Origin of the sequence: Priestia megaterium (genome assembly GCF_009497655.1) — a bacterium.
In the GTDB taxonomy this organism is placed as follows: domain Bacteria; phylum Bacillota; class Bacilli; order Bacillales; family Bacillaceae_H; genus Priestia; species Priestia zanthoxyli.
Map to the genome: position 1 here is coordinate 672,074 of NZ_CP023317.1, position 26,953 is coordinate 699,026.

At 37.6% G+C, this 26,953-nt stretch carries 23 protein-coding genes and 1 other annotated feature; of the genes, 20 read left to right on the forward strand and 3 right to left on the reverse strand.

Translation table 11 applies throughout. From position 1 onward, the window contains the following. The first annotated feature begins 1 nt into the window (after window position 1). The 5 genes from opp4A (at window position 2) to CEQ83_RS03560 (ending at window position 4,710) form a co-directional block, all read left to right on the forward strand. Window positions 2-1,741, forward strand: coding sequence for an oligopeptide ABC transporter substrate-binding protein (opp4A, locus tag CEQ83_RS03540; RefSeq protein ID WP_034267675.1), 1,740 nt, complete (start codon window positions 2-4; stop codon window positions 1,739-1,741). 28 nt (window positions 1,742-1,769) lie between these two features. Continuing rightward, window positions 1,770-2,735 (forward strand): oligopeptide ABC transporter permease, encoded by a 966-nt coding sequence (opp4B, locus tag CEQ83_RS03545; RefSeq protein ID WP_013055410.1) that lies wholly within the window; start codon window positions 1,770-1,772, stop codon window positions 2,733-2,735. A gap of 11 nt (window positions 2,736-2,746) precedes the next feature. Then, a complete protein-coding gene (opp4C, locus tag CEQ83_RS03550; protein ID WP_013081753.1) occupies window positions 2,747-3,661 on the forward strand; it encodes an oligopeptide ABC transporter permease in 915 nt (304 codons plus the stop codon). A gap of 112 nt (window positions 3,662-3,773) precedes the next feature. After that, the gene (locus CEQ83_RS03555) at window positions 3,774-3,932 is read left to right on the forward strand and encodes a hypothetical protein (RefSeq protein ID WP_155017005.1); all 159 of its coding nucleotides are present in this window, start codon (window positions 3,774-3,776) and stop codon (window positions 3,930-3,932) included. A gap of 28 nt (window positions 3,933-3,960) precedes the next feature. Next, window positions 3,961-4,710 (forward strand): YjbA family protein, encoded by a 750-nt coding sequence (locus tag CEQ83_RS03560; RefSeq protein WP_028412368.1) that lies wholly within the window; start codon window positions 3,961-3,963, stop codon window positions 4,708-4,710. A 29-nt stretch (window positions 4,711-4,739) separates the two neighbouring features. On the opposite strand, the gene trpS is transcribed toward CEQ83_RS03560, so the two are convergent. Then, window positions 4,740-5,729 (reverse strand): tryptophan--tRNA ligase, encoded by a 990-nt coding sequence (gene trpS, locus CEQ83_RS03565; RefSeq protein WP_028412367.1) that lies wholly within the window; start codon window positions 5,727-5,729, stop codon window positions 4,740-4,742. Between the two features lie 76 nt (window positions 5,730-5,805). Further along, window positions 5,806-6,010, reverse strand: a binding site (T-box leader). Window positions 6,011-6,676: 666 nt separating this feature from the next. Here trpS and CEQ83_RS03570 point away from each other — a divergent pair. From CEQ83_RS03570 to CEQ83_RS03590, 5 genes are all read left to right on the forward strand, one after another. Beyond that, window positions 6,677-8,323 carry a peptide ABC transporter substrate-binding protein gene (locus CEQ83_RS03570; RefSeq protein ID WP_014461587.1) on the forward strand — a complete coding sequence of 549 codons (1,647 nt, stop codon included), beginning with the start codon at window positions 6,677-6,679 and terminating at the stop codon, window positions 8,321-8,323. 97 nt (window positions 8,324-8,420) lie between these two features. Then, window positions 8,421-9,356: an ABC transporter permease gene (locus CEQ83_RS03575; protein WP_028412365.1), complete on the forward strand. Its 936-nt coding sequence runs from the start codon at window positions 8,421-8,423 to the stop codon at window positions 9,354-9,356. A 2-nt stretch (window positions 9,357-9,358) separates the two neighbouring features. Then, window positions 9,359-10,285 (forward strand): ABC transporter permease, encoded by a 927-nt coding sequence (locus CEQ83_RS03580; protein ID WP_014461585.1) that lies wholly within the window; start codon window positions 9,359-9,361, stop codon window positions 10,283-10,285. A gap of 14 nt (window positions 10,286-10,299) precedes the next feature. After that, the gene (locus CEQ83_RS03585; protein ID WP_028407470.1) at window positions 10,300-11,370 is read left to right on the forward strand and encodes an ABC transporter ATP-binding protein; all 1,071 of its coding nucleotides are present in this window, start codon (window positions 10,300-10,302) and stop codon (window positions 11,368-11,370) included. 1 nt (window position 11,371) lies between these two features. Further along, window positions 11,372-12,289 (forward strand): ABC transporter ATP-binding protein, encoded by a 918-nt coding sequence (locus CEQ83_RS03590; protein ID WP_028412364.1) that lies wholly within the window; start codon window positions 11,372-11,374, stop codon window positions 12,287-12,289. Between the two features lie 280 nt (window positions 12,290-12,569). On the opposite strand, the gene CEQ83_RS03595 is transcribed toward CEQ83_RS03590, so the two are convergent. Further along, a complete protein-coding gene (locus tag CEQ83_RS03595; RefSeq protein ID WP_028412363.1) occupies window positions 12,570-13,145 on the reverse strand; it encodes a GNAT family N-acetyltransferase in 576 nt (191 codons plus the stop codon). A gap of 435 nt (window positions 13,146-13,580) precedes the next feature. Between CEQ83_RS03595 and CEQ83_RS03600 the strand changes: the two genes are divergently transcribed. The 6 genes from CEQ83_RS03600 (at window position 13,581) to madM (ending at window position 20,118) form a co-directional block, all read left to right on the forward strand. Further along, complete coding sequence (locus CEQ83_RS03600; RefSeq protein WP_028412362.1) at window positions 13,581-14,945, forward strand: amino acid permease; 1,365 nt, start codon at window positions 13,581-13,583, stop codon at window positions 14,943-14,945. Window positions 14,946-15,432: 487 nt separating this feature from the next. Beyond that, window positions 15,433-16,836, forward strand: coding sequence for an amino acid permease (locus tag CEQ83_RS03605; protein ID WP_098113538.1), 1,404 nt, complete (start codon window positions 15,433-15,435; stop codon window positions 16,834-16,836). Between the two features lie 419 nt (window positions 16,837-17,255). After that, the gene (gene spxA / locus CEQ83_RS03610; protein ID WP_013055422.1) at window positions 17,256-17,654 is read left to right on the forward strand and encodes a transcriptional regulator SpxA; all 399 of its coding nucleotides are present in this window, start codon (window positions 17,256-17,258) and stop codon (window positions 17,652-17,654) included. A 201-nt stretch (window positions 17,655-17,855) separates the two neighbouring features. Then, on the forward strand, window positions 17,856-18,752 hold the full coding sequence (locus CEQ83_RS03615) for a LysR family transcriptional regulator (RefSeq protein ID WP_028412360.1): 897 nt from the start codon (window positions 17,856-17,858) through the stop codon (window positions 18,750-18,752). Between the two features lie 194 nt (window positions 18,753-18,946). Next, window positions 18,947-19,360 (forward strand): malonate transporter subunit MadL, encoded by a 414-nt coding sequence (madL, locus tag CEQ83_RS03620; RefSeq protein WP_028412359.1) that lies wholly within the window; start codon window positions 18,947-18,949, stop codon window positions 19,358-19,360. Next, on the forward strand, window positions 19,357-20,118 hold the full coding sequence (gene madM / locus CEQ83_RS03625) for a malonate transporter subunit MadM (protein ID WP_028412358.1): 762 nt from the start codon (window positions 19,357-19,359) through the stop codon (window positions 20,116-20,118). Before madL ends, madM begins: the two co-directional genes overlap by 4 nt. Window positions 20,119-20,214: 96 nt before the next feature. Here the strand turns inward: madM and CEQ83_RS03630 are convergent, their stop codons facing one another. Beyond that, complete coding sequence (locus CEQ83_RS03630; protein ID WP_028412357.1) at window positions 20,215-20,880, reverse strand: TerC family protein; 666 nt, start codon at window positions 20,878-20,880, stop codon at window positions 20,215-20,217. Between the two features lie 360 nt (window positions 20,881-21,240). Between CEQ83_RS03630 and mecA the strand changes: the two genes are divergently transcribed. The 4 genes from mecA to pepF all read left to right on the forward strand — a co-directional run bounded on the left by mecA (window position 21,241) and on the right by pepF (window position 26,936). Next, the gene (mecA, locus tag CEQ83_RS03635; protein WP_013055427.1) at window positions 21,241-21,921 is read left to right on the forward strand and encodes an adaptor protein MecA; all 681 of its coding nucleotides are present in this window, start codon (window positions 21,241-21,243) and stop codon (window positions 21,919-21,921) included. A 214-nt stretch (window positions 21,922-22,135) separates the two neighbouring features. Further along, window positions 22,136-23,653, forward strand: a complete 1,518-nt coding sequence (cls, locus tag CEQ83_RS03640) for a cardiolipin synthase (RefSeq protein WP_025749882.1) — start codon at window positions 22,136-22,138, stop codon at window positions 23,651-23,653. 120 nt (window positions 23,654-23,773) lie between these two features. Continuing rightward, entirely contained in the window at window positions 23,774-24,955 is a 1,182-nt protein-coding gene (locus CEQ83_RS03645) for a competence protein CoiA (RefSeq protein ID WP_098999223.1), read from the forward strand. 163 nt (window positions 24,956-25,118) lie between these two features. Continuing rightward, window positions 25,119-26,936 (forward strand): oligoendopeptidase F, encoded by a 1,818-nt coding sequence (gene pepF / locus CEQ83_RS03650; RefSeq protein ID WP_028412355.1) that lies wholly within the window; start codon window positions 25,119-25,121, stop codon window positions 26,934-26,936. The last annotated feature ends 17 nt before the right edge of the window (window positions 26,937-26,953 follow it).

Sequence of the window (26,953 nt, forward strand, 5' to 3'; positions counted from 1 at the left end):
CATGATGAAAAAGAAATCGTTTTTATCACTTGTTTCCATTTTGCTTGTGCTATCGCTTTTTCTAGCGGCATGCAGCGGTGGAAGCAGTTCTTCATCTTCTAGTAATAAAGAAGGCGGAGAAGCAAAAACTGAAGGTGCAAAAACAGACAAGCCAAAAGATGGCGGAACGATTACGTATGGGATTGACGGAGCGCCGGAAGGGCTTTTTGAGTACGCATTGTATGGTAGTGCGTATGATAGCCAAATCTTAGAATTTATCAATGAAGGTCTTTTTACTTATGATAAGAAATTAAAAATTAAATCTGACTTAGCTACTTGGGACGTGAGTGGTGATAAACTAACTTACACGTTTAAATTAAAAAAGGGGATTAAGTGGCATAACGGAGATCCATTAACTGCAGATGATTTTAAATATACGTATGAAACGATTGCTGATAAAGACTATACAGGTCCACGCTATGTAAACGTTGAGCATATTAAAGGCGCTCAAGAATATCATGACGGCAAAGCGGATTCTATTTCCGGAGTTGAAGTGGTAGATCCGCAAACATTTAAAGTAACGTTTAAAGAAGTTCGTGTAAATAACTTAGACAATCTATGGCCGTATCCAATGCCGAAAAAGTACTATGAAGGAATTGCTGTAAAAGATCTTGCAGAGTCCAAACAAGTTCGTAAAGAGCCTATTGGTGTTGGACCATTTAAAGTGAAAAAAGTGGTAGCAAGTGAATATGTTCAGATGGAACGCAATGATGACTATTGGAAAGGTAAGCCTCATCTTGATGGCGTTGTTGTAAAAGTACTGGATCCATCTGTTTCCGCCGGAGCATTGAAAAAAGGCGATGTCGACATTATGGATGTTCGCCCAGCTGATTTAGGGCAAGTTGAAAAAGCAGAAAACTTAGACTTTTTGGAAGGGAAATCAACTAGTTATTCGTATATTGGTCTACGATTTGGACATCGTGATAAAAACGCTGGTAAAAACGTAGATGATTATGATAAGTTCAAAGATCTAAAACTTCGTCAAGCATTGCTTTACGCAATAGATAGAAAAGCAATGGTAAAAGCATTTATGAACGACAAAGCGGTTGTTTCTAACACAGTTATTCCCTCTGTATTCTGGATTGCTGCTGACCAAAAAGATTTAACAAAGTACAAGTATAGTCCAGAAAAAGCTAAGAAATTGTTAGCTGAAGCTGGTTATAAAGATAAGAATAATGACGGTTTTGTAGAAGATCCAAACGGAAAACCATTTACGATCTCATTTGGTCACTATGCTGGTCCAGCCAACTTCGAGGGTCGTGCGAAGGCTATTATGCAAGCATGGAATGATATTGGTATTAAAACAAAATTAGCAACGGGTTCACTTGTTGAATTTAACTTGTACAATGAAATGAAAGATAACGACGATAAGGCGTTAGAAGCGTTCTTCGGTTCTTGGGACACTGGTTCAGATCCAGATCCTACAGGATTATGGAGCTCTAATGCTGAATGGAACTATGGCCGTTGGGTAAATAAGGAATCTGATGAAATGCTTAAAGACGGTTTGAGTGAAAAATCATTTGATGATAAACACCGTAAAGATGTATATGTAAAATGGCAAAAATTCTTTAACGAGCAGCTGCCAGCACTTCCTTTATGGGAAAATATCAATATTTATGCTGTGAATAAGCGTGTGAAAAACGTAACTCTAGATCCATCAACGGTAGTTGTAGATCCGGAGAAATGGTCTGTAACGGAATAAGTATTTTATATGTAAAGGAGAGTCAACGATGCTGCAATACTCACTAAGACGTATTTTAGGGATGATTCCAATGTTGATTCTGATCTCCTTTGTTGTGTTTTCCCTGGCAAAAATGATGCCAGGGGACCCTTTTGGGGGAGAAATCAACCCCAGTAATACAGATCCAAAATACATTGAGGAAATGCGTGATAAGCTAGGATATAACGATCCTATCTACGTTCAATATTGGAACTGGGTAAAGGGAGTGGCACAAGGAGATTTAGGAAAGTCAACAACTCATAAGTTACCGACATTAGATATTATTTTAGAGCGTATGCCTAATACGATCTTTTTAGCTTTGACTTCGCTTTTGATTACGTATGTGTTTGCATTTATTTTAGGTATGTATGCAGGAAGAAAACCGTATACCTTAGCAGATAACTTTATTGCAGGATATAATTACTTTGCATTAGCGGTTCCATCGTTTATCGCAGGGATCGTAGGCATTTATTTATTTTCCTTTCAGTTAGGCTGGTTTCCGTTTAGCGGTTCTGTTGAAGTAGGATTAAAAGAGGGATCATGGGAATTTATTCAAAGTAGAATTCATCACGTTATATTACCTGCACTGATTCTTGGCTTGATGTCGACCGCGCAGTATACCCAATTTTTGCGTAATGATATTATTGAAAACAGTCGCAAAGATTTTGTGCGCACAGCCAGAGCAAAAGGAACAAAAGAATCTAAAATTTATAATGTTCATATCTTACGCAACTCAATGATTCCGCTTATTACGTTTTTAGGGTTTGATCTTGTAACAATCATTAGCGGTTCTATCATTACAGAGACAATCTTTACGTATCCAGGAATCGGAAAGTTGTTTGTTGACTCTGTAGCAACTCGTGACTACTCAGTTATGATGTCGCTTACAATGCTGTTTTCAATTTTAACATTGGTTGGGAATCTGGTTGCTGATTTGTTATACGGCGTAGCAGATCCGCGTATTCGTTTGGATTAGGAGGAGAAAGTATGGAAATTGTAACGAAAAAAGATGTACAGCCAGAAGTGAATATGAAAGCTCCTAAAAACCTTTCTCCATGGGCGATTGCGCGAAAGAAGTTTGTAAAAAATAAACTAGCCATGATAAGTTTAGCTTTCATGATTGTGATTACGCTTCTTGCCATTTTTGCACCGCTGCTTACAAAAGCAGATATTACACGTATCGACTATATGGCGATGAATGCAGCGCCTTCCAGTGAGCATTGGTTTGGAACGGATACAAATGGTCGAGACGTATTTGCACGTACATTGTATGGAGGAAGAACTTCGTTACTGATTGGAGTTGCTTGTACAACACTCGTTATTTTAATCGGAACTCTTATTGGTTCGATTGCGGGTTATTACGGAGGCAAAGTGGACCAATTCTTAATGCGTTTTACAGACTTTGTCTTAAACTTTCCGCTCATTGTTTTTGTTGTAGTGTTAAATACAATTCTAATTGGAAAAATCTCAGGCGTTTGGACGCTCATCCTAGTTGTTAGCTTCCTAAGCTGGGGAAGTACGGCCCGGCTGGTGCGAAGCAAAGTCTTGGCTGAAAAAGAAAATGAATATGTGCTTTCAGCTGTTTCCATTGGGTGCAGCCCGTTTAAAATCATCTTCAAACATTTGCTGCCAAATGTGTTTTCAACGATTGTGGTTCAAGCCAGTTTGCAGATGGCCATCCTTATCGTGTTTGAGTCAGCGATTAGCTTTATCGGTTTTGGCGTGCCGGCTGATACGCCGAGCTGGGGGAATATGCTGACAGAAGCAAGGGAATCAGATGTGCTGCAGAATAAGCCTTGGATGTGGGTTCCGCCAGGTTTAGCTATTACATTTACGATCCTGGCTATCAACTTCATTGGTGAAGGATTAAAAGATGCTTTAAATCCAAAATCTCTTCGTTAAAAATCTATCACAAAAGTGTGATAGATTTTTTTAGGTTTGTCAGACCTCCTGACAAACCTATTACTATAGAAGAAACTCGGATTTTTTCTGCTTATAGGGGTGGATATAGTTCATGAAGCCTGTAGCAATCATTAGCACTGGCGTTATGTCTGAGCTTCGAAATAAGTGCATTTGCATAATAACCAAAAACGAAGGTATTTTACAATTAATTTTTAGAAAAATAACATCATTTGGAATAAAAATTCCTTTCTCTGCCTATACTGATGGATAACAAACAGATAGTAAGTGAGGGGTAAATTATGCTATATCTTCATGATGTATGGGTTAATTGGTTTGAAGGCGAAGAAAACGGTTATAATGTGTGTCATTTCCATGAGTGGAGAAAAGACGATTGTGTAGAACTGCTCGATCAAGCACCGTTATTAAAAGTAAATCCGCTTTTATTTCATTACATTGAAAATGATCTTTCCGAGCTACCTCAACAACTACTACAAGATGTCTATCAGAAAGCATACATTCGGAAAAATCATGAGCGCACGCAGGTTGAATATTGTTTTATTGTTACAGATGGAACGAATATTTTAGCAATTGATACGATGGGCTATCATATCCCAATTCGAAAAAGCCGCTTAATTCCAAGACAAGAACAGTTAGTTTATGAGATGATTGCGGATCAAGAAGAGCTAGAATATAAGTTCAGTGAAGACGAGCTAACTAAAAAAGAGCATCATATTCTTTCGCCGTCTCCTGAAACGATGAGAGGGCTAACACGTAAAGAACGTCAGCTAAAACAGCTGTTATTTATGGCACTTGATCAGCTACATACAACAAAAAATACAGCTCAAATCCGCTACTGGTACACAGAGTGGAATCCAACGAAATACGAAGACATTCAAGAGATGCCGTTTCAAGACGTATGGAATCAGCTATACGATGAAACGAAGTCAGGGTGGTCACCGAAACATAAATTATTATGCGAGCGCTTAGTAAAAGGACAACCTTTCTTTGAAAAACTTTGGGAAATTGAACAAGAGCCAAAAGTGAATTAAAAAAACGACTGCATAGCAGTCGTTTTTTTTTAACGTTTACGGCCAATTCCCATTGCGTTTCGCATTTTGCGAAGCATTTTATTAGCCGTTGCATTTGCTTTATCGGCACCTTGATCTAAAATATCATCTAACTCGCTAGAATCAACTAATTCATAATATCTTTCTTGAATTGGAGCAAGTGCTTCAGCTACTACTTTAGCTGTGTCAGCTTTAAAGTCACCATAACCTTTGCCTTCGTACATTGCTTCAATGTCTTCGATTGATTTATTTGCTAGGATTGAATAAATGCTTAATAAGTTTGAAATACCTGGCTTATTTTCTTTATCGTAGCGAACAATACCTTCTGAATCCGTTACGGCACTTTTGATTTTCTTTTCAATCGTTTTAGCGTCATCCAAGAGCGTAATAAAAGCTTTTTGGTTTGGATCGGACTTGCTCATTTTTTTCGTAGGATCTTGAAGAGACATGACGCGTGCGCCCACTTTTGGAATACGTACTTCAGGAATAGTGAAGATATCATTGTATTTTTTGTTAAAGCGCTCAGCTAAGTCACGCGTTAATTCTAAATGCTGCTTTTGATCTTCACCAACTGGCACCAAATCGGTGTTGTATAAAAGAATATCAGCTGCCATTAGTGGAGGATAAGTTAATAATCCTGCTGATACTGCTTCTTTTCCAGCGGACTTATCTTTAAACTGAGTCATACGCTCAAGTTCACCGATATACGCTACGCACTGTAACATCCATCCTGCTTCCGTGTGGGCGGGCACTTCTGATTGAATAAATAAAGTTGATTTTGCTGGATCAATTCCTACTGCTACATACAGAGCAGCAAGGCTGCGAATGTTTTTACGAAGTGCTAAACGGTCTTGAGGCGCTGTAATTGCATGCTGATCTACAATACAAAAATGACAGTTATAGTCATGTTGAAGTTCAACAAATTGCTTCATCGCTCCAATGTAGTTGCCTAAAGTGATTGTACCGCTTGGTTGAATACCTGAAAAAATTGTTTTCATCAAATCTTCCTTTCATCTGCACATATATGATGCTAGTTTACGTATACAACATAAAAAGGCCCATCCGCTCCTAGCATAAGCTAGGGGCGAATGGACCGCGTTGCCACCCTAATTAGCACACATTATTGTGAACTATCTTTATTCATGTAACGTTGAGATCAACGTTCAAGCTTTGCACTTGAAAGCTCCAAAGTCCATTCTGCAGGTTTCAATGTTTGTTCTCACCAGCCACAAACTCTCTAAAAATGAAAATTCTGCATACTACTCTTTTTCACAGCTTTAATTATATAGTTATTCATTATTATAACGCGAAAAAGCAGGAATTTAAACATCTTATCGCTAAAAAGGTTTATAAGACAATTTACTGGAATTTTTCTTCGGCAAAAAAAGACAAGAACCTTTTAATTAAAGCATTTCTTAATGAAAATTTGGTGGAGGATTTGGTAAAAATCTTTTATTTAGTATTTCTAATGCCTTTGTAATACTATTGTAATACCTATACTACAAAAAAGATTTTAGACGTCTGACAAGTAGGCACAATCCTTATAAGATAAGGTTTTTTCCCTCATGACAAAAAAATACCATTAAATAATAGTATTGCAATAAATTTTTAAAATATTTATAATAGGCGTAACAAACATATTTTTTACAAAGGTATTACAATTTCTTAATTTTTCAGAAAAAACAAAATAGCCAATGTTTTGTTTCAATTAGCGAATTTTGTAATGAATGAGTCTTCTACATATTAAGCGCATACATTGGATTTACAGCATGTAAACAATTGATGACAGTTTCATAGGGTAGAAGAATAATTTTGCAGTGAGGTCTTTAGCACTCTACTACGTGAAAAAATAACTGATTATTTTGTATTGAAAGAGGATTAAGAAATTAGTGCATATCAAAAAAATATGGTTGCCACACAAACAAAATTTAATAGGGGGTAACACGCAATGAAGAAAAGGTTGTCAATTCTTTTCAGTTTGCTGCTTGTAATGAGCTTGTTTTTAGCTGCATGTGGATTTAACAAAGAATCTGGTGGCAGTGAAAATGCTAGCAGTGATGGCGGCGACAAGAAAAAAGAGCAAGAGCTTCGCGTAAACATTAAAACTGAGCCTTTCTCACTGAACCCAGGCTTAGCTAATGATTCAACGTCATCAAACGTATTATTACAAACATTTGAAGGTTTAACTCGTATTGGTAAAGATGGAAAACCTGAAAATGCCATGGCGAAAGATGTAAAGGTCAGCGATGATCAAACTAAATATACGTTTACGATTCGCGACGATGCAAAATGGTCAAATGGTGACCCTGTAACAGCAAAAGATTTCGAATATGCATGGAAATGGGCGTTAGATCCTAAAAACGAATCTCAATATGCATATCAATTATACTATGTTAAAAATGCACAGGCTGCTAATGAAGGAAAAGGTTCATTAGATGATGTTGCCGTTAAAGCAACAGATGATAAAACGCTTGAGGTAACATTAGAAAACCCAACGCCATATTTCTTAGAATTAACAGCTTTCTATACGTACTTCCCAGTGAATACGAAAATTGCTGAATCAAATGAAAAATGGTACACAAATGCAGGCGAAAACTATACGTCAAACGGTCCTTTCAAGCTTAAAACTTGGAAACATAACGACAAAATTGAGTTAGTTCCTAATGAAAACTATTGGGATAAAGATGCTGTAAAACTTAAAAAAGTTGAAATGTACATGATCAATGATAACAACACTGAACTTTCAATGTTCAAAAACGGTGAATTAGACTGGGCGGGTATGCCTACCGGTCAATTACCAGCTGATGCACTTCCTGAATTAAAGAAAGACGGTTCATTAAACATTCAAGAGATTGCAGGTACTTACTGGTACAAGTTTAATACAGAACAAAAACCTTTAGACAATGTGAACATTCGTAAAGCATTAGCTTATGCAATTGATCGTAAAGGTATTACAGAACAAATTACAAAAGACGGTTCAGTTCCAGCGATGGCGGCTGTACCACCAACAATGTTTGAAGATAACAAAAAAGGCTACTTCAAAGACAATGATGTGAAAAAAGCAAAAGAATATTTAGAAAAAGGCTTGAAAGAAATGGGCCTTAAAGATGCTTCAGAACTACCAGCAATTAAGGTGTCATACAACACGGATGAAAAACATGCAAAAATTGCACAAGCTGTTCAAGATATGTGGAAGAAAAACCTTGGTATTAAAGTACAGTTAGACAACTCTGAGTGGGCTGTTTACATTGAAAAGTTACACCAAGGAGATTATCAAGTTGGGCGTATGGGCTGGTTAGGAGACTTTAACGATCCAATCAACTTCCTAGAGTTATTCCGTGACAAAAAAGGCGGAAATAATGATACAAACTGGGAAAATCCAGAATATAAAAAGTTATTAATTGACTCTCAAAAAGAAACAGATCCTAAAAAACGTCAGGCAATGTTGAAAAAAGCAGAAGGTATCTTCATGGATGAAATGCCAGTGGCACCAATCTACTTCTACACAAATGCTTGGGTACAAGACAAGCAGCTGAAAGATGTTGTGATGTCTGGTCTTGGAGACATTCAGATTAAGTGGGCTCATTTTGAGTAAGTAACATCAATTATGACAAAGGGTATATGGGGCCTGGTGCTCCATATACTTTTCTTTCTTGTGCGCGAATTTTGTAAAAATATGGAGGTGTGTCAGGGTGTTCAAATATATAGGAAAACGACTTATTTATATGTTTCTATCATTATGGCTGATCGTAACAGCGACCTTTTTCTTAATGCGTGCTGTTCCAGGAGGTCCATTCACATCAGAAAAGCAGCTTCCCCCTGAAATTCAAAAAAATCTAAATCAGTATTACGGTTTAGATCAGCCTTGGTACCATCAGTACTTTGATTACTTAACATCAATTTTAAAGTGGGATTTTGGTCCATCTTTCAAATATAAAGGCCAAACGGTAAATGATTTGATTAACGGCGGATTCCCTGTTTCATTCATGCTAGGGATGGAAGCTATTTTAATAGCAATTGCTATTGGCGTAGTACTAGGTGTTATTGCTGCTTTAAAACATAATAAATGGCAAGATTACACGGCGATGGTTATTGCAGTTCTAGGAATCTCAGTTCCAAGTTTTATCATGGCAGCGGTATTACAATACGTTCTGGCTATGAAACTACAAATTTTTCCGGTTGCACGCTGGGAATCTTGGGCACACACGGTGTTACCAGCTCTCGCGCTTGCTTCAACCCCTATGGCGTTTATCGCACGATTAACTCGGTCGAGTATGCTTGAAGTATTAAGCAATGATTATATTCGTACAGCGAAAGCAAAAGGTTTAAGCAGAGGCGTTATTACAGTTAAGCACGCCATGCGAAATGCGATGCTTCCAGTCGTATCCTATATGGGACCTTTAGTAGCAGGGATTTTAACGGGTAGCTTTGTTATTGAAAAAATATTTGGTATCCCTGGATTAGGTTCACACTTTGTACTCAGTATCTCAAACCGAGATTATACAACGATTATGGGCGTAACGGTGTTCTACAGTATTTTACTACTTGTATGTATCCTGCTTGTAGATATTGCATACGGCTTTATTGATCCTCGAATTAAACTTACAGGTGCTAAGAAAGGAGAGTAACTATGCAGCAACTTCCGAAAATTCCTAAAGAAATGTTTGAAACAGCAGGGATTGACCATGCTCAAGCAGAAAAGATTGAAAAACCGAGTCTTTCGTTCTGGCAAGATGTTTTTATTCGTTTTCGCAAAAATAAGCTTGCTATGTTTGGTGTAGTACTAATGGTTCTCCTTGTTTTTATGGCGATATTTGGTCCATTGATGGTGAAATACGATTATGCAACCAATGATTTATTGAATGCCAATCAGGCACCATCTTCTGAGCACTGGTTCGGCACAGATGAATTAGGGCGCGATGTGTTTGCTCGTACGTGGGAAGGCGCTCGTATTTCATTATTTATCGGGTTAGCAGCAGCTTTAATTGATTTATTCATCGGCGTAGTTTGGGGAAGCATCTCTGGATACCGCGGCGGCCGTACGGATGAAACAATGATGCGTGTTGCGGATATCTTATATGGTGTTCCTTACCTTTTACTGGTTATTATTTTAATGGTTATGCTTGGCCAAGGGTTAGGCACGATGATCTTGGCGATGACCATTACCGGCTGGATTAACATGGCCCGTATTGTACGTGGACAAGTATTGCAGTTGAAAAACCAAGAGTACGTAATGGCTTCACAAACATTAGGAGCAACAACAAAGCGTATTTTATTTAAACATCTTATTCCGAATGCAACAGGTCCAATTTTAGTAACAATGACACTAACGATTCCTTCAGCAATCTTTACAGAAGCATTTTTAAGCTACTTGGGACTAGGCGTTCCGGCACCGCTTGCAAGCTGGGGAACAATGGCTTCAGAAGGCTTACCTGCTTTGGAATACTATCCTTGGCGCTTATTTTTCCCAGGTTTGTTTATCTGTTTAACAATCTTAGCGTTCAACGTAATTGGTGATGGATTACGAGATGCGTTAGATCCAAAACTACGTAAGTAAGGAAGTGAACTCATATGTCACGTTTATTAGAAGTAAAAAATTTAGCTGTATCATTTAAAACATATGGCGGAGAAGTTCAAGCTGTTCGCGGCGTTAACTTCCACTTAAATAAAGGTGAAACGCTAGCAATTGTTGGTGAGTCAGGATCTGGTAAAAGTGTAACTTCACAAACAATCATGCGCCTTATCCCGATGCCTCCTGGCCGAATTAAAAGCGGTGAAATGCTGTTTGACGGCATTGATTTAGCAAAGAAAACGGATAAAGAAATGGAAGCTATTCGCGGTAAGGATATCGGTATGATTTTCCAAGATCCGATGACTTCTTTAAATCCAACAATGAAAGTTGGAGCTCAAATTGGTGAAGTCGTAATCAAGCATTCCAAAGTATCTAAAGCGGAAGCGAAAAAACGTGCAGTCGAGTTATTAACGCTTGTAGGCATTCCTTTTCCAGAACAGCGTGTGAATCAATATCCGCATGAATTCAGCGGAGGGATGAGACAGCGTGTTGTCATTGCGATGGCTCTTGCTTCTAATCCGAAATTACTGATTGCTGATGAACCAACAACGGCGCTTGATGTAACAATTCAAGCTCAAATTTTAGAGTTGATGAAAGACATTCAGAAAAAAACGGATACATCTATTATCTTTATCACCCATGATCTTGGTGTAGTAGCAAATGTAGCAGATCGAGTAGCCGTTATGTACGCTGGTCAAATTGTTGAAACGGGCACAGTGGATGAAGTGTTTTACGACCCAAAACATCCGTATACGTGGGGACTCCTAGCTTCTATGCCAAGCTTAGATAACGAGGCGGAAGAAGAGCTGGCTGCTATTCCTGGAACGCCGCCAGATTTAACGAATCCTCCAAAGGGAGATGCATTTGCAGCGCGAAATCCGTACGCAATGAAAATTGATTTTGAGCAAGAACCTCCAATGTTCAAAATATCGGATACGCACTATGCAAAAACATGGCTCTTACATCCGGATGCACCAAAAGTAGAGCCGCCTGCTTCAGTTCAGCGCCGCATGCGTAAAGTTGATAATGTATACAGTACACCTGTACTCGTAGCGAAGGATGGTGAATAACATGACAGATAAATTATTAGAGATTAAAGGCTTAAAGCAACATTTTTTCACAAGTAAAGGAACAATTAAAGCGGTTGATGGTCTGACGTTTGACATCTTCCGCGGAGAGACGTTAGGTCTTGTAGGTGAATCTGGTTGCGGAAAGTCAACGACAGGCAGAACGATTATTCGTTTATATGACGCTACTAGCGGTGAGGTGCTATTTAATGGCGAAAATGTACATGGTCGCAAATCTCGCTCGGAGCTTAAAAAATTCAATCGTAAAATGCAAATGATTTTCCAAGATCCATATGCGTCACTTAACCCTCGTATGACCGTAGCAGATATCATAGCAGAAGGCATTGACATCCACGGTTTAGCTAAGACGAGAAAAGAGCGTATGGCAAAGGTTCACGAGCTTCTTGAAACAGTGGGGCTCAACAAAGAACATGCAAATCGCTATCCACATGAGTTTAGTGGCGGCCAGCGTCAGCGTATCGGTATCGCAAGAGCACTGGCAGTAGAACCTGATTTTATCATCGCAGATGAACCAATCTCAGCTTTGGATGTATCTATACAAGCTCAAGTTGTTAACTTAATGAAGAAGTTACAGCGTGAACGTGGACTAACCTATTTATTTATCGCCCATGATTTGTCAATGGTAAAATACATTAGTGACCGCATCGGCGTTATGTACAGAGGTAAGATTGTAGAGCTTGCACCAAGTGATGAACTTTATCGAAACCCTGTTCATCCATATACAAAAGCGTTGCTTTCAGCTATTCCGCTTCCCGATCCTGACAGTGAAAAAACGCGTCAGCGCAAAATTTATGATCCAAGTATCCATGATTATAACGGTGAAGAACCGGAGCTTAGAGAAGTATCTCCAGGTCACTACGTGTCTTGTTCTCAAGCAGAGTTTGCCGCATATACAACCTAACAAAAACGATCTCACAACGAGGTCGTTTTTTATTTAGTTATCAAAGAACGCTAAACTTTAAATTGGAAAAAACATGTAAGAACAAGTGACATTAGCGCTTTACAGGTATTATACAATACAGGATTAGAAAATACTATTAAAAATTTTCAGAATTTTATATTTAAGACAAAATATCTATGTTAAAACCTTATAACTAAAGGAATATAAGTGATTAATAATGTTGTTTGTTGAATAATAATTCAAAAATATAAAAGAAGGTAGACGTATGCCTACCTTCTTTTTATAAATCTGCTAAGATATCGCCGTCTTTACGATTTTTGTCAATTTTTAATACTTGATCTGCCGGCTGATAAGACGCACCATATATTTCTTTGTCTTTGTAAGTATGAATTAACTCGTACGTTTTTTTCATTTTATTTAAAATGCTTTCCTCTGTTTCAGAGGTAGGAGACCAGTATAGAATTTCCATCTGATTAACTTCATTTGTAGCTAATGAGCGGCGGTTATAGCCGATTGTTTGAGCATGCTTAAAGTCTGCACGTTTATAAAAATGCAGTCTTTTTGCTGAGTCTGAATCTTTATAGTCTATAGGCTCTACTTCTAGGATAATTGGTTTGTTATGTTGTTTTAACTCATCAATTAATTTACCGCCAAGCCCTTGACCTCTAGCGTCTTTTGAAACAAAGAGGTAATCAATAAAGATAAATTGGTCTGTTTCCACGTACATTAATACGTGATGAGGTCCTTCATTTTTATGATAAATATCGCTGCGTTCTTGTAAAAGCGTTTCGATATGCTTCTTTGATTTCATTTCTTCAATGGGAAAATATTGACTTAGTTTTTCATACCAATTCATAGCACCCTCCTACTGATCTTTTCATGATGATGTTCATAATAGTGTTTAAACAGTTATCTTATCTTTACCCTTTTTAGGGAAAAATAAGCATCTATAATTGAAAATAAGGAAAAATAATAGATTTATTATTCTTAATAGTTAGAAAATTATAGCGGAATAAGAACATATAATGTAAAAAATGGTTTTTATTATATTTTTATTGTAAGTTTATTTGTGAAAATCACAAAAAACTATCGCATTTTTTGTGATTTTTGATAAAATGAACAAAGTGAAGTTTTTTTAATATTGTATTTTATAGATGTGATAGCGGTAAAAATGCAGGTGTGGAACTTGCAATATCAGATTTTTAGTACATACAATGCCTAGAATTATTTGTTTGAAAAATAAGTTAATTAGCCGCTATTAAATGAAATGGACATGTTAGGAGAGAGAATTATGCAAGGGAACACGCAAGAAAAAGAATTAAGCCGTGGACTTGAGGAAAGACATATTAGCTTAATGTCTTTAGGCGCAGCTATCGGAGTTGGACTGTTTTTAGGTTCTGCATCCGCTATTCGGTTAGCAGGTCCTGGTATTCTTATCATGTATGGAATCAGTGGTCTTATTATGTTTTTTATTATGAGAGCGTTAGGTGAAATGGCAGTACAAAATCCAGTAGCCGGTTCTTTTAGTAAGTATGCTAACGATTATTTGGGACCACTCGCTGGTTATTTAACAGGCTGGAACTACTGGTTTATGTGGATTATTACATGTATGGCTGAAATTACAGCCGTTGGAGTATATATGGATTTTTGGTTCCCGGGTGTGCCCCAGTGGATATGGGCACTTGCAGCGCTCGTTATCATGACAGGCGTTAACTTTTTAGCTGTAAAAGCATATGGTGAACTAGAGTTTTGGTTTTCTCTTATTAAAGTAGTAACGATTATCCTTATGATTGTGCTTGGTCTAGGCATGATTATCTTTGGAATTGGAAATGGCGGCATTGCAACAGGAATCAGTAATTTATGGAATCACGGTGGCTTTTTCCCGAATGGTATGAAAGGTGTTCTTCTATCACTTCAAATGGTTATGTTTGCTTACCTCGGTATTGAAATGATTGGGGTAACAGCAGGAGAGGTGAAAAATCCGGAAAAGACGTTAACAAAAGCAATTGATAATGTACTGTGGAGAATTTTGATTTTTTACATCGGAGCTTTGTTTGTTATTATGTCTATTTATCCTTGGCCAGAAATCGGAACACAAGGAAGCCCATTTGTTTTAACATTTGATAAAGCTGGAATTCCCGCTGCAGCAGGGATTATAAACTTTGTAGTGTTAACAGCGGCTTTATCTTCTTGTAACAGTGGGATTTTTAGTACAGGCCGTATGTTATTTAATTTAGCTCAGCACGGGGAAGCACCAAAACGCTATGCCAATTTAACAAAAGGCGGCGTGCCTGGTGCAGCAGTTATTGCTTCAGCTGTTGTACTGCTACTCGGAGTTGGCTTAAACTATGTTGTTCCTGATAAGGTGTTCACGTGGGTGACAAGTATCGCTACTATTGGAGCGATTTGGACATGGGGAATTATTTTACTTTCTCAAATTCGCTTCCGCAGAGGATTAAGTGATCAGCAGGTAAGTGATTTAAAATATAAGCTTCCGTTCTTCCCGTATACGTCGTATCTCGCTCTTGCTTTCTTAGCGGGGGTAGTAGTGGTGATGGGTTTCTCCTCTGATACAAGAATAGCCCTTATTGTAGGTCCGATATGGTTTATTTTGTTGGTTATTATTTACTATTCAAAAGGTTTTCATAAAAGATAAAAAATAAGGCTGAGACAAACCTATTTTTGTTGAAGGGAAATCCGAACGCGTTGAATTCTTGATTAAGAATCTAACGCGTTCGGATTTTTTTGTTTGTAGGGTGAACGTAGGTTTACTGTATGTAGGGGCTTCTAGCTGTTGATTGGAGGACAAGGCGAAGACTTCTGCGGGAAAAGCGAGACAGGCTCACCGCCCGCCCGCGGAAGGCGAAGTCTTGCATGGAAATGAACAGCGGTGTCACAAGCGCAATCCACACGAGCTCATATATCCCGTCTGTTCATCTATAGATGAATGGAGTTATGTCTCAGCCGCATTTTTTTCCAAAAGAAAATGAAGGATTTATTATTTCACTTTTTGCTTTAGTGTGCTAATATATTATATTGTTAAACAAATGAAGAAATAAATAATTTCTATGTTTTAATAGATTAGCATCGAGCTTTCTATGTCAAAAGTTTAAGCTTTTAGAAAGCAAAAGGAGACACAGCAAATGAAAGACAAAAAATGGGGACTTTGGTTTTTAACAGCCTTTGTAGTTGGTAATATGGTAGGCGGCGGAGTATTTATGCTTCCTTCTAATTTAGCAAACGTATCAAGTCCAATTGGTTCAACACTTGCTTGGATTGCAACAGGTCTTGGCGTGTTCATGATTGCTCTTGTGTTCGGGAACTTAGTTATGAGAAAGCCTGAATTAAAAGGAGGGCCTCAAAGTTATGCAGCGAACCTTTTTTCATCGCCTAAAGCAGGTAAAGTAGCTGGGTATAGTATGGCTTGGGGTTATTGGGCAGCAAACTGGGCTGCAACAGCATCTGTCATCATATCGTTTGCGGGATATTTAACAACGTTCTTTCCAGTAATGGAGAGTAAGGATATTTTATTTTCAGTCGGAGATTTTCAATTAGAAGCTGGGAAATTTATTACGTTTTTAGTATGTTCTGTTGTATTATGGGGAATTCAAGCTATTTTGCAGCGAGATATCAATAGCGCCGGTAATATTAACTTTATCACAACGGCAGCTAAAATTATTGGATTCGGTTTATTTATTGTTGTGGCGCTATCGCTATTTAGCGCATCCAACCTCGTCAGTACAGAATTTGTTAATTCAAAGGGTATAAATGTAGGATTAGGAAGTCAGGTCAATGGAGCAGCCATTGCTACGCTGTGGGCATTTATCGGAATTGAATCAGCTGTACTGTTATCTAATCGTGCAAAATCACAAAAAGTAGTAAAGAAAGCAACGCTGCTTGGATTATTAATCTCAATGGTTATCTATGTGGGGATTACACTTCTAGCTATGGGGATTCTTTCGACAGCTCAGCTTCAGCAGTCTCAAAAGCCTTTGGTAGATACGTTAGAAATGGTTATTGGACATAAAGGTGCTTACGTAATGGCCATTTTAGCACTTATATCTTTATTAGGTTCTACTGTTGGATGGATTGTTGTTAGTGCAGAAGTTCCTTATCAAGCAGCAAAATCAGGGTTGTTTCCACAGTGGTTTGCTAAAACTAATCAGAACAATAGTCCAGCCCGCTCACTAACATTAACAAATGGCTTAACACAGTTGTTTTTGTTTGCGACTATTTCAGGCACAGTTTCGCAAGCCTATAATTTCGCTATCGTTGTAGCTACTCTCGCCTATTTAGTTCCTTATTTCGTGACGACAGTTTATCAATTAAAGCTTATTGTGACGGGTGAGACGTACGACACGATTAAAGGATCGCGAGTAAAAGACGGAATTATTGCTTCGTTAGCACTTATTTATTCGCTATGGGTGATTAAGACAGGGACAGCTGATTTAAAAACATTTTTCCTAGGTATTGGCTTATTTTTAATCGGGCTTTTACTGTATCCTATCTTAATGAGACGAGGAAAAAGCACATCAGCTATTAAATAAATAAGAGATTATCTTAAAAGCTTTGCAGAAACGTCATTTCTTCTGCAAGGCTTTTTTAGTGACTGAAAAGTTCGAGGAATTTGTGAAAGAAAAAAATAATAAAAAAAATGAAACTAATCTACAGGTTTATTCGTAATAGTAGTGTGGTAAATAAATAATGAAGAAAATCGGTAATGAAAATAATGACAGTGAAGGAACGAACTAATGTACTAGTTCACTTTAAAAAGTATATCATTCCGATGAAGTTTATAGTATAATGCAAATAGATATTATTTTTTAAAAGTAATTATAAAGTAGTATCGATTTTCATTATCAGTCATTAAATATTTACACTCGTTGAAGTTTGTATAAAACAACATGATTTACAGTTCATGTTTTGAATGTTATGACCGATTATGATAGAAGGAGTGAAGGAGTAAATGGTTACATTATATACATCACCAAGTTGTACATCTTGTCGTAAAGCGAAAGCTTGGTTAGAGGAAAATGATATTGGATATACAGAGCGTAATATCTTTTCAGAGCCGTTATCAATCGATGAGATTAAAGAAATTTTACGTATGACAGAAGATGGAACAGATGAAATCATTTCAACACGTTCGAAAACTTTCCAAAAACTAGACGTTCAGGTAGACGCTATGCCTTTACAAGATTTGTATGAATTAATTCAGCAAAATCCTGGCTTATTGCGCCGTCCGATTATCATTGATGAAAAACGTCTACAAGTTGGTTATAATGAAGACGAGATCCGTCGTTTCTTACCACGTAAAGTGCGTACTTTCCAACTTCGCGAAGCTCAAAGACTTGTGAATGGTTAATTTTTATATTTGTCTGTTTAAGATTTAAATACGAAACCAACCAAGTAACGTTTGCTTGAAGTTGGTATATAAAAAATAAGCAGCAGGGAGCCAAATGGCCTCTGCTGCTTATTTTTTGTCGAAATAGCAGGGAAAATGAAGTATATATGTAATTAATAAAGAAAGAGAGTAATTAAACATATAAAAGTGGTGGTGAACGGATTGGAGCTTTTACAGCTAAAATATTTCCAAGTAGTTGCTAGACTAGAACATATCAGCAAAGCGGCTGAAGAGCTATACGTATCTCAGCCTGCGCTCAGCAAAACGATTTCACAGTTGGAAAAAGAGCTAGGCATTCGTTTGTTTGATCGAAACGGTAAATACATTAAATTAAATCGGTACGGTAAAGCGTTCTGTTCCAAAGTAGAACGTGCTTTAAAAACATTAGAAGACGCAAAGCATGAGCTAAAGGATATGTCGAACGATCCATGTGAAGAAATTCGTCTTGTTGTGTTAGCTAGTTCACATTTACTTCCAGAGCTATTAAGCAGGTTTCGTGAGCAATATCCTCAGGTGCGTTTTCGGCTAATGCAGCATTTGACTAATAGCTATTCACAGCCTGATTTTGATTTATGTATTTCAGCTTTTCCATTAACAACCCGTCAGATCGAACATACTCCTTTACTTCGTGAATCGATTTTGCTTGCAGTCCCTCTTGATCATCATTTAGCCAAGCAATCACGTGTAAAGTTAAATGAACTTAAAAATGAGAAATTCATTGTGCTAAAGAAAGGGAAAGAGCTAAGAAAAATAACGGATGCGATTTGTAAGGAACAGAATTTTGTACCTCAAATTACGTTTGAAAGCGATGATCCAGCAACAGTGAGAGGTTTGATTAGAGCGAAGCAAGGAATAGGTTTTATTCCTGAAGTGACGTGGGGAGGTTCTACAGGAAAAGATGTAAAACTGCTAAAAATTGAAGAAGAAACATTTGAACGTACAATCTTTTTAGCTTGGAACAATGGAGGCTACGTGACGGATTTACAACAAATCTTCAGGCAGTTTGTGATTGATTATTTTAAACATTTACCCTCCGATATGCCTCATGAATACATATAAGAATCATGACTAAATGTCATGATTTTTATTTCTTTTTCGAATAAATCTAAAATGAACAGTAGAGAAAACTGCATTATGTCATTTTTGATATAAGTATATAACTAAAAATGCATAGGTTATTCAACTTTTTTCCTTTACACTATTTTTAAACCATAAAGTAAACGCTTTCAATGATAGGTTGGGGAGGAAGTAATATGATAATCTTCGGTGTAGCGCTGCTGTCTATTTGCATGTTGATAGGAGTAATTGTAGGGGACGCATTAGGAGGGCTAATGGGAGTAGAAGCCAACGTTGGGGGAGTAGGGGTATCCATGCTTCTTCTTGTACTAGCGGTGGATTATTTAAAGAAGAAAAATAAGCTCCAAGTAAAATCCGAAGAAGGCATTGCTTTTTGGGGAGGAATTTATATTCCTATCGTGGTAGCGATGTCTGCACAGCAAAATGTTGTAGCTGCTCTTGATGGAGGAGGCATGGCGATTCTTGCAGGGGTGGTAGTAGTCGTAGTAGGCTTTTTATCCATACCATTTATCAGCAGAATAGGAGAGAAAGCGAAGGTGAAGGAACAAGAAATAGAGCTTTCTATTTTACCTAAGGAGCAGATAAAATGATGAATATGATTAAAGAAGGGTTAGAAAATAACGGACTGATTACGGCATTTGCTATTATTGGGATTGTCATGTATATTGCCTATTTTTTATCAGATAAATTAACAAAAGGAAGAGTTCACGGATCTGCTATTGCTATTATGTTTGGATTAATTCTTGCTTATATAGGTGGAGTGAATACAGGAGGAGAAAAAGGGATTTCTGATATACAGTTATTTTCAGGAATTGGCTTAATGGGCGGGGGGATGCTGCGAGACTTTGCCATTATTGCTACTGCGTTCGGTGCCAATTTTAGCGAAGTCAAAAAAACGGGAATCAGCGGGATTACGGCCTTGTTTTTTGGGGTTTTCTATTCCTTTGTACTAGGTGTAATTATTGCTCTTTGTTTTGGATATAGAGATCCCGTTGCTTTGACTACAATCGGAGGAGGAGCCGTGACCTATATTGTGGGGCCGGTTTCTGGAACTGCGATTGGAGCCTCTTCTGATATTATCGCGTTAAGTATAGCTGTAGGATTAATTAAATCCATTTCAGTTATGATTTTGACACCGGTATTTGCTAAGAAAATCAAATTAAACAACCCTCGTACAGCAATGATCTATGGAGGAGTTATGGGGACGACGAGCGGTGTGGCAGCTGGTTTAGCTGCGACAGATGTAAAACTTGTACCTTACGGAGCCATGACAGCTACATTTTATACAGGTCTTGGTTGCTTGCTCGTACCATCTATTCTTTTTTTACTCACAGAGATTATTTTTTAAGTGTACAAAGTGTTTTATGAATAAAAGACTGCTGTGCTCATTAAACTAAAGAAAAGGCCATACTAAATAAAAATGTTTAGTATGGCCTTTTCTTTATCATTTAGTTGAACGAAAGCTATTAACAGCCATGCCGCTTATCAGCACAACAGCAATTGTTATAAACGGAATAAATGTTCCTAGAGATGTATGGTCTGCAAAGAATGAATGTAAGTTCTTTTCATGTCCAATCATATTTCCAGCAGTATAAGCTAAAATAGCTGCTCCGCCGTAAACAAGCAGGGGAAACCGTTCCATCAAATACAAAATGAGCTTGCTTCCCCAAACAATAATAGGGACGGATACGAGTAGTCCCGTGACAACCAAGATAATATTTCCATGAGCTGCGCCTGCCACAGCTATTACATTATCTAGTCCCATTACAATATCAGCAAATACAATCGTTCTCACAGCGGCGCCTAACGTCACACCTGCACGAATTGAAGATGCATCGTCACCTTCTGATACAAGCAGCTTAAAGGCAATGATCACTAATAAAAAACCGCCGATGAGCTGCAAGTAAGGAATAGTTAGTAAATAAACAGCTAAAATAGTAAGTACAATGCGAACGATCACAGCTAAGCCAGTCCCTAAAAAAATAGCTTTATTTCGTTGATGTTCAGGTAAATTGCGGCTTGCTAAGGCAATAACAATAGCGTTGTCTCCACCTAATACAATATCGATACCGATAATAAGAAGAATGGAGGTTATTAATTCTAAATCCAATAGTCTTCCCTCCCAATATGTAAGGATAAGTAGCTCATATTGCTTTATCTGTGTTCATTTTTAACAAAAAGCGTTCATAGGGTAAAGAGATTATGTATATAACAAAGTAAGGTGTAAGGTGGCTATGAGTTGTCAGAGTATTTTTTATTTCCTTTCTTTCGCATTTTGTCATAAAATAGATATACAAGGTTCACTCAAATAGTGTATGCTTGTATATCCCAAGTTAGAATGCTTTACAAAGTGAGAAAGTACATGTAATATTGCTTTAACACGGGGGTAAAATAGTCCCTTCATCGTTTAGGGGTAATGTTCGAAATGGCCGGATTACCTTCACTGATTTTTCCGAAGGGAGAGATGATAATGGAAATCGAACGCATTAATGAAAACACAGTAAAATTCTTTGTCACTTACGTAGATATTGAAGAACGTGGATTTGATCGCAATGAAATTTGGTTTAGCCGTGAGCGCAGTGAAGAGCTATTCTGGGAGATGATGGACGAAATTCATCAAGAAGAAGAGTTTGTAGCGGAAGGTCCTCTTTGGATTCAAGTACATGCGCTTGAGAAGGGGCTAGAGGTTATCGTAACAAGAGCACAAGTTTCAAAAGACGGTCAAAAGTTCGAAGTACCTGTTGGTGAAAATGATAAAATCGATATCCCTGTAGATGGAAAAATTGAAGCGTTGCTTGATCATCAAGCGAATCAAAATAAAAAAGCTGATTTTGAAGAAGAAATTATAGAAGACGAAGGGCTACAGTTCGTCGCACGCTTTCAAGACTTAGAACATTTAATTTCCTTAAGTCACCATTTAGAGTTAGATGATATCATCAACAGCATGTACGTGTTTGAAGGGAAATATTATTTATACGTTGAGTTTACAGATGATGAAGACTTTGTAGCTGAAATTGATAACATTTTAAGTATCATTTTAGAATATGCAAATGAATCAAATGTAACAGTTCATCGTTTAATGGAATATGGAAAAGAATTAATCAGTGAAAATGCACTTGAACAAGTAAAACAGTATTTTCCTTTACGATAATAGCAGCCGATTTCATGTATATGAAATCGGTCTTTGTTTTGTCCTCTTTTTTGGAAAAGCTCTCCGCTCATATCGAACAGTATAGGTAGAAAAAGCAGGCGGCTGGTTCCTACACGGGAAAGTGTAGTGTTAAAATACCAAGTTTGAGGATAATAACAGTATAGAGACCTGTTATGAATGATGAAAGATTGGTTTTAGGATAGGTGAAAACAAGTTGAAAAATAGATTACAGCTTTTAATTTTTGTTGTTGGTATTATTGCCTTGCTTTATTTTACAAAAGGGTATTGGGACGGTAAATTTATTGGCGTGCTAAGTATCTTAATTACGATTAGTGTTGTTTTCATCGGTCTTGTTATTTCATTAGAAAACCGTCATCCAACTCAAACGCTAACGTGGCTCGTAGTATTAGGCGGTTTTCCAGTAATAGGGTTCTTTTTTTATTTGTTATTTGGACGCAATACGCGAAAACGGCGTTTATTTGCTAAAAAAGCAAAGCTGGATGAACAGGTGCTTTTAAAGATGGAAAGAGATTCTGGTATATTAGAAAATCACTTTGAACAGTTGGGCACCAGTAGGAAGCAAATGCTGAAGCTAGCCGTGAGGCTTGGCAAGAGTCCCATTTCTTTTTCTTCAGATACGCGCGCATTGACGAATGGAAAAGAGACATTTCACGAAATTATGGAATCTTTAAAGCATGCAAGGCATCATATCCATTTAGAGTATTACATCGTACGACATGATCACTTAGGAGAACAAATTAAAGATATTTTAATTCAGAAAGTACAAGAAGGAGTTTATGTACGTTTCTTGTATGATGCCGTGGGCAGTTTTCAGCTTTCACCGCATTATATTCACGAGTTAAGAAACGCGGGCGTAGAAATGATTCCGTTCTTGCCGGTGAGACTTCCATTTCTCAATAATAAAATCAACTTCCGTAATCATCGTAAAATTGTAGTCATTGATGGAACAATTGGATTTGTAGGAGGTTTGAACATTGGTGATGAATATCTCGGAAAAAGTCGGCATTTTGGCTTTTGGAGAGATACTCATTTGATGGTGAAGGGTGAGGCAGTCCGTTCATTACAGCTTATTTTCTTACAAGACTGGTATTATATGACAGGACAGACAATGCTTACTCAAACATATCTATCGCCGGATTTAATTGACATTGATATGGAAAAGTGCGGCGGTGTTCAAATGATTGCCGGCGGACCAGACCGTGAGTGGGAAATTATTAAACACTTATTTTTTTCGATGATTACGTCTGCGAAAGAGTCCATTTGGATTGCTTCTCCTTACTTCATACCTGATGAAGATATTTTTACTTCTCTCAAAGTAGCTGCTTTAAGCGGTATAGATGTAAGGCTTCTTGTACCTCAGAAGCCCGATAAAAAAATTGTTTTTCATGCATCACGCTCTTATTTTCCTGAGCTGCTAGAAGCAGGTGTGAAAATTTACGAGTATAAAAAAGGATTTATGCACAGCAAGATTGTGATTGTTGATAGAGAAATTGCCTCTATTGGAACAGCTAACATGGATATGAGAAGCTTTCATCTGAATTTTGAAGTAAATGCTTTTTTATATCGCACAGCTAGTACCCAAAAGCTCGTATATGAATATATGCAAGATTTAGAAGAAACGAGTGAGCTTCACTTTAAAGACTTTGAAAAGCGGCCATTTATACAGCGGCTGTTTGAATCAACAGCTCGTTTGCTTTCACCGCTATTATAATCGCTGTAAACCACATTGCGTATGCTGCAATGTGGTTTTTTTTTTGAAAGAAAAGGGTTTAGTAGAAAGATGTCGAATACAAGGGTATAGCTCGCTACTATAGGAAGGAGAAATGTACGATTGTTAGTTGCCCGAACAGAAGAAGGCCTCATTTCACTAGCTCAGCGCTTTTCGCTTGAACAGCTTAAGCTGTGGAAAAAAGAAAAGCAGTTCTACTGTCCCTCTTGTCAATCCCCTGTACAGTTAAAGGTAGGTACAAAAAAAATCCCTCATTTTGCTCACCTGAAAAAAACGTGCGTCGCTCAGCATGAAGGTGAAACAGATTATCATCTTGACGGAAAGCGAAAGCTGTTTCACTGGTTTAGTTCTCATCTTGAAGTCGAGTTAGAAAGTTACCTTCCTGCCATTATGCAGCGTCCAGATCTTCTTATAGGTACCCCTTCACAAAAATATGCAATCGAATTTCAATGTGCGTCCTTATCTTCCTCAGTGCTAACCAAACGTTCTATTCACTATGAGAAAGGAAATTATATGCCTCTTTGGATTATGGGGGCAAAAAGAATGAAACGCTTATCCACTTATATGTATCAACTTTCTTTTCAAGAGTGGCAGTTTCTCACTCTTTCCGATTATACGCCCACACTTCTTTATTTTTCACCTTCTACTAATCAGCTGTTGAAACTTGAACATCTTATGCCTTTTTCATCTCAAATTTGTTATGCACAGCTTGTCGTGCTCTCTCCTCACGAGCATACCTTTCATGATCTTTTTTCTACACATACACAGCCTCAATTTTTCTCTTCATGGGTAAAGAAAAAGAAGGCATGGAGAACGCATTATATCCTCTATCCTAATCAGAAGCTTCAGCCTTTTTTACACGCTCTTTATGAAAACAATATTCCTCCTTCTCATATTCCAGCAGAAGCGGGCATGCCGCTGCCTTCTTTATACATGATTGAAACGTCTGCTACTATATGGCAAACGTGGCTGCTTCTTGATTTAATGCAGCAGAAGCAGGTAGGGGATTTAGTTACAGAAAAAGAGTTATGCAGGCTATGGCTCTACAGAATTCATCAGAGGCATATTGTGTTTCGGTCTTTGCCGATGGCCCCTGTTGTTGTGGAACAGCCCTTGTTTGAGTATATAGAGGTATTATGCCGGTTAGGGATACTAACGTCTATAACTTCTGGGTTATACAAAATCAGAAGGCCTTATACGATTCCAAAGCAAACATCCGATGCTTTTTTAGAAGATGGACAGATGATGAAAAAGTGGTTAAATCAAGCAAAAGAAGTGACATAACCACTGAAAATCAGTACGCTTAAGAAAGAATCCTTTTTTCAAAAGCGTACTGACTTTTGATTAATTCTTTTAAAACAACATACAATAACGAAAGAAATAAAAAGGATTCGCCTTAGAAAAAGCGAACAGTTATAGACAGGTAGAAAAAGATGGAGGGATGACCATGAGTGAACAATCAAAAGTAAAAAAGTTACCAAGTAGAAGCGAGATAAAAGTAGAAGATACGTGGAAACTAGAAGATATTTTTGCTTCAGATGACGCATGGGAAAAAGAATTTGAAGAAGTAAAAGCTCTTATTCCAAAAATGGAAAAATTCAAAGGGAAACTTGGAGAGTCCGCTCAAACTTTATACGACGCTCTTCAAGAGCAAGACGAGCTCACAATGCGCGTTAGTAAACTTTATACATATGCTCATATGCGCTACGATCAAGATACCACTAATTCTTTTTATCAAGGGTTAAATGATCGCATCAAAACACTTTATACTCAAATTGCAAGTGCACTATCTTATGTAACACCAGAAATTTTGTCTATTGAAGAATCAAAAATTAAACAATACATGGCGGAACATAAAGAGCTAACGTTATATGCTCATGCATTAGATGAAATTACTCGCGAGCGTCCGCACATTTTATCAGAAAGCGAAGAAGCGCTTCTGGCTCAGGCTTCTGAAGTATTAGGATCTTCAAGCAACACGTTTGGAATGTTAAACAACGCGGATTTAGAATTTCCTTCTATTAAAGACGAAAATGGAGAAGAAGTAGAAATTACGCACGGACGATATATTCGTTTTTTAGAAAGCAGCGATCGCCGCGTACGAGAAGAAGCGTTTAAAGCGGTGTACGAAACGTACGGTAAATTTAAAAATACGTTTGCAAGTACATTAAGCGGCACGGTGAAGAAAGATAATTTTAGCGCCCGCGTTCGTCACTATAATTCAGCTCGTCACTCAGCTCTTAGCACAAATAATATCCCAGAAGAAGTATACGATAACTTAGTTAAAACAGTGAACGATAATTTGCATTTATTGCATCGATATATTGATTTACGTAAGAAAGTATTGGGAATTGAAGAGCTTCATATGTATGATCTCTATACGCCTTTAGTAAAAGACGTAAAAATGGAAGTAACGTATGAAGAAGCAAAAGATTATATTTTAAAAGGTCTGAAACCACTAGGTGAAGACTACCTTAATGTGTTAAAAGAAGGATTTGAAAATCGTTGGGTAGATGTTCATGAGAACAAAGGCAAGCGAAGCGGTGCTTATTCTTCAGGAACGTACGGCACCAATCCTTATATCTTAATGAACTGGCAGGATAATGTAAATAACTTGTTTACACTAGCCCATGAATTTGGCCATTCTGTACACAGTTATTACACAAGAAAAACGCAGCCATATCCTTACGGAGATTATTCAATCTTTGTGGCAGAAGTAGCTTCCACATGTAATGAAGCGCTTCTAAACGATTATTTACTAAAAACGATTGATGATGAAAAGCAGCGTTTGTACTTGCTTAACCATTATTTAGAAGGATTCCGCGGTACGGTATTCCGTCAAACGATGTTTGCTGAATTTGAGCACGATGTGCACGTGCGTGCTCAAAACGGAGAGCCGCTTACACCTGAATTATTAACAAAATTATATTATGACTTAAATAAAAAATATTTTGGAGACAACTTAGTAATTGACGAAGAGATTGGGTTAGAATGGGCTCGTATTCCGCATTTCTACTACAATTACTACGTTTATCAATATGCTACAGGATTCAGTGCAGCAGCGGCATTAAGCAAGCAAATCCTTGAAGAAGGAGATGCAGCTGTTGAGCGCTATGTAGGTTTCTTAAAGTCAGGAAGCTCTGATTATCCAATTGAAGTGTTGAAAAAAGCAGGAGTGGACATGACAACATCTCAGCCTATCGAAGAAGCGCTAGCCGTATTTGAAGAGAAGTTAACGGAAATGGAACGTTTATTAAATCAATAAAATTAAAATGAAGCAGG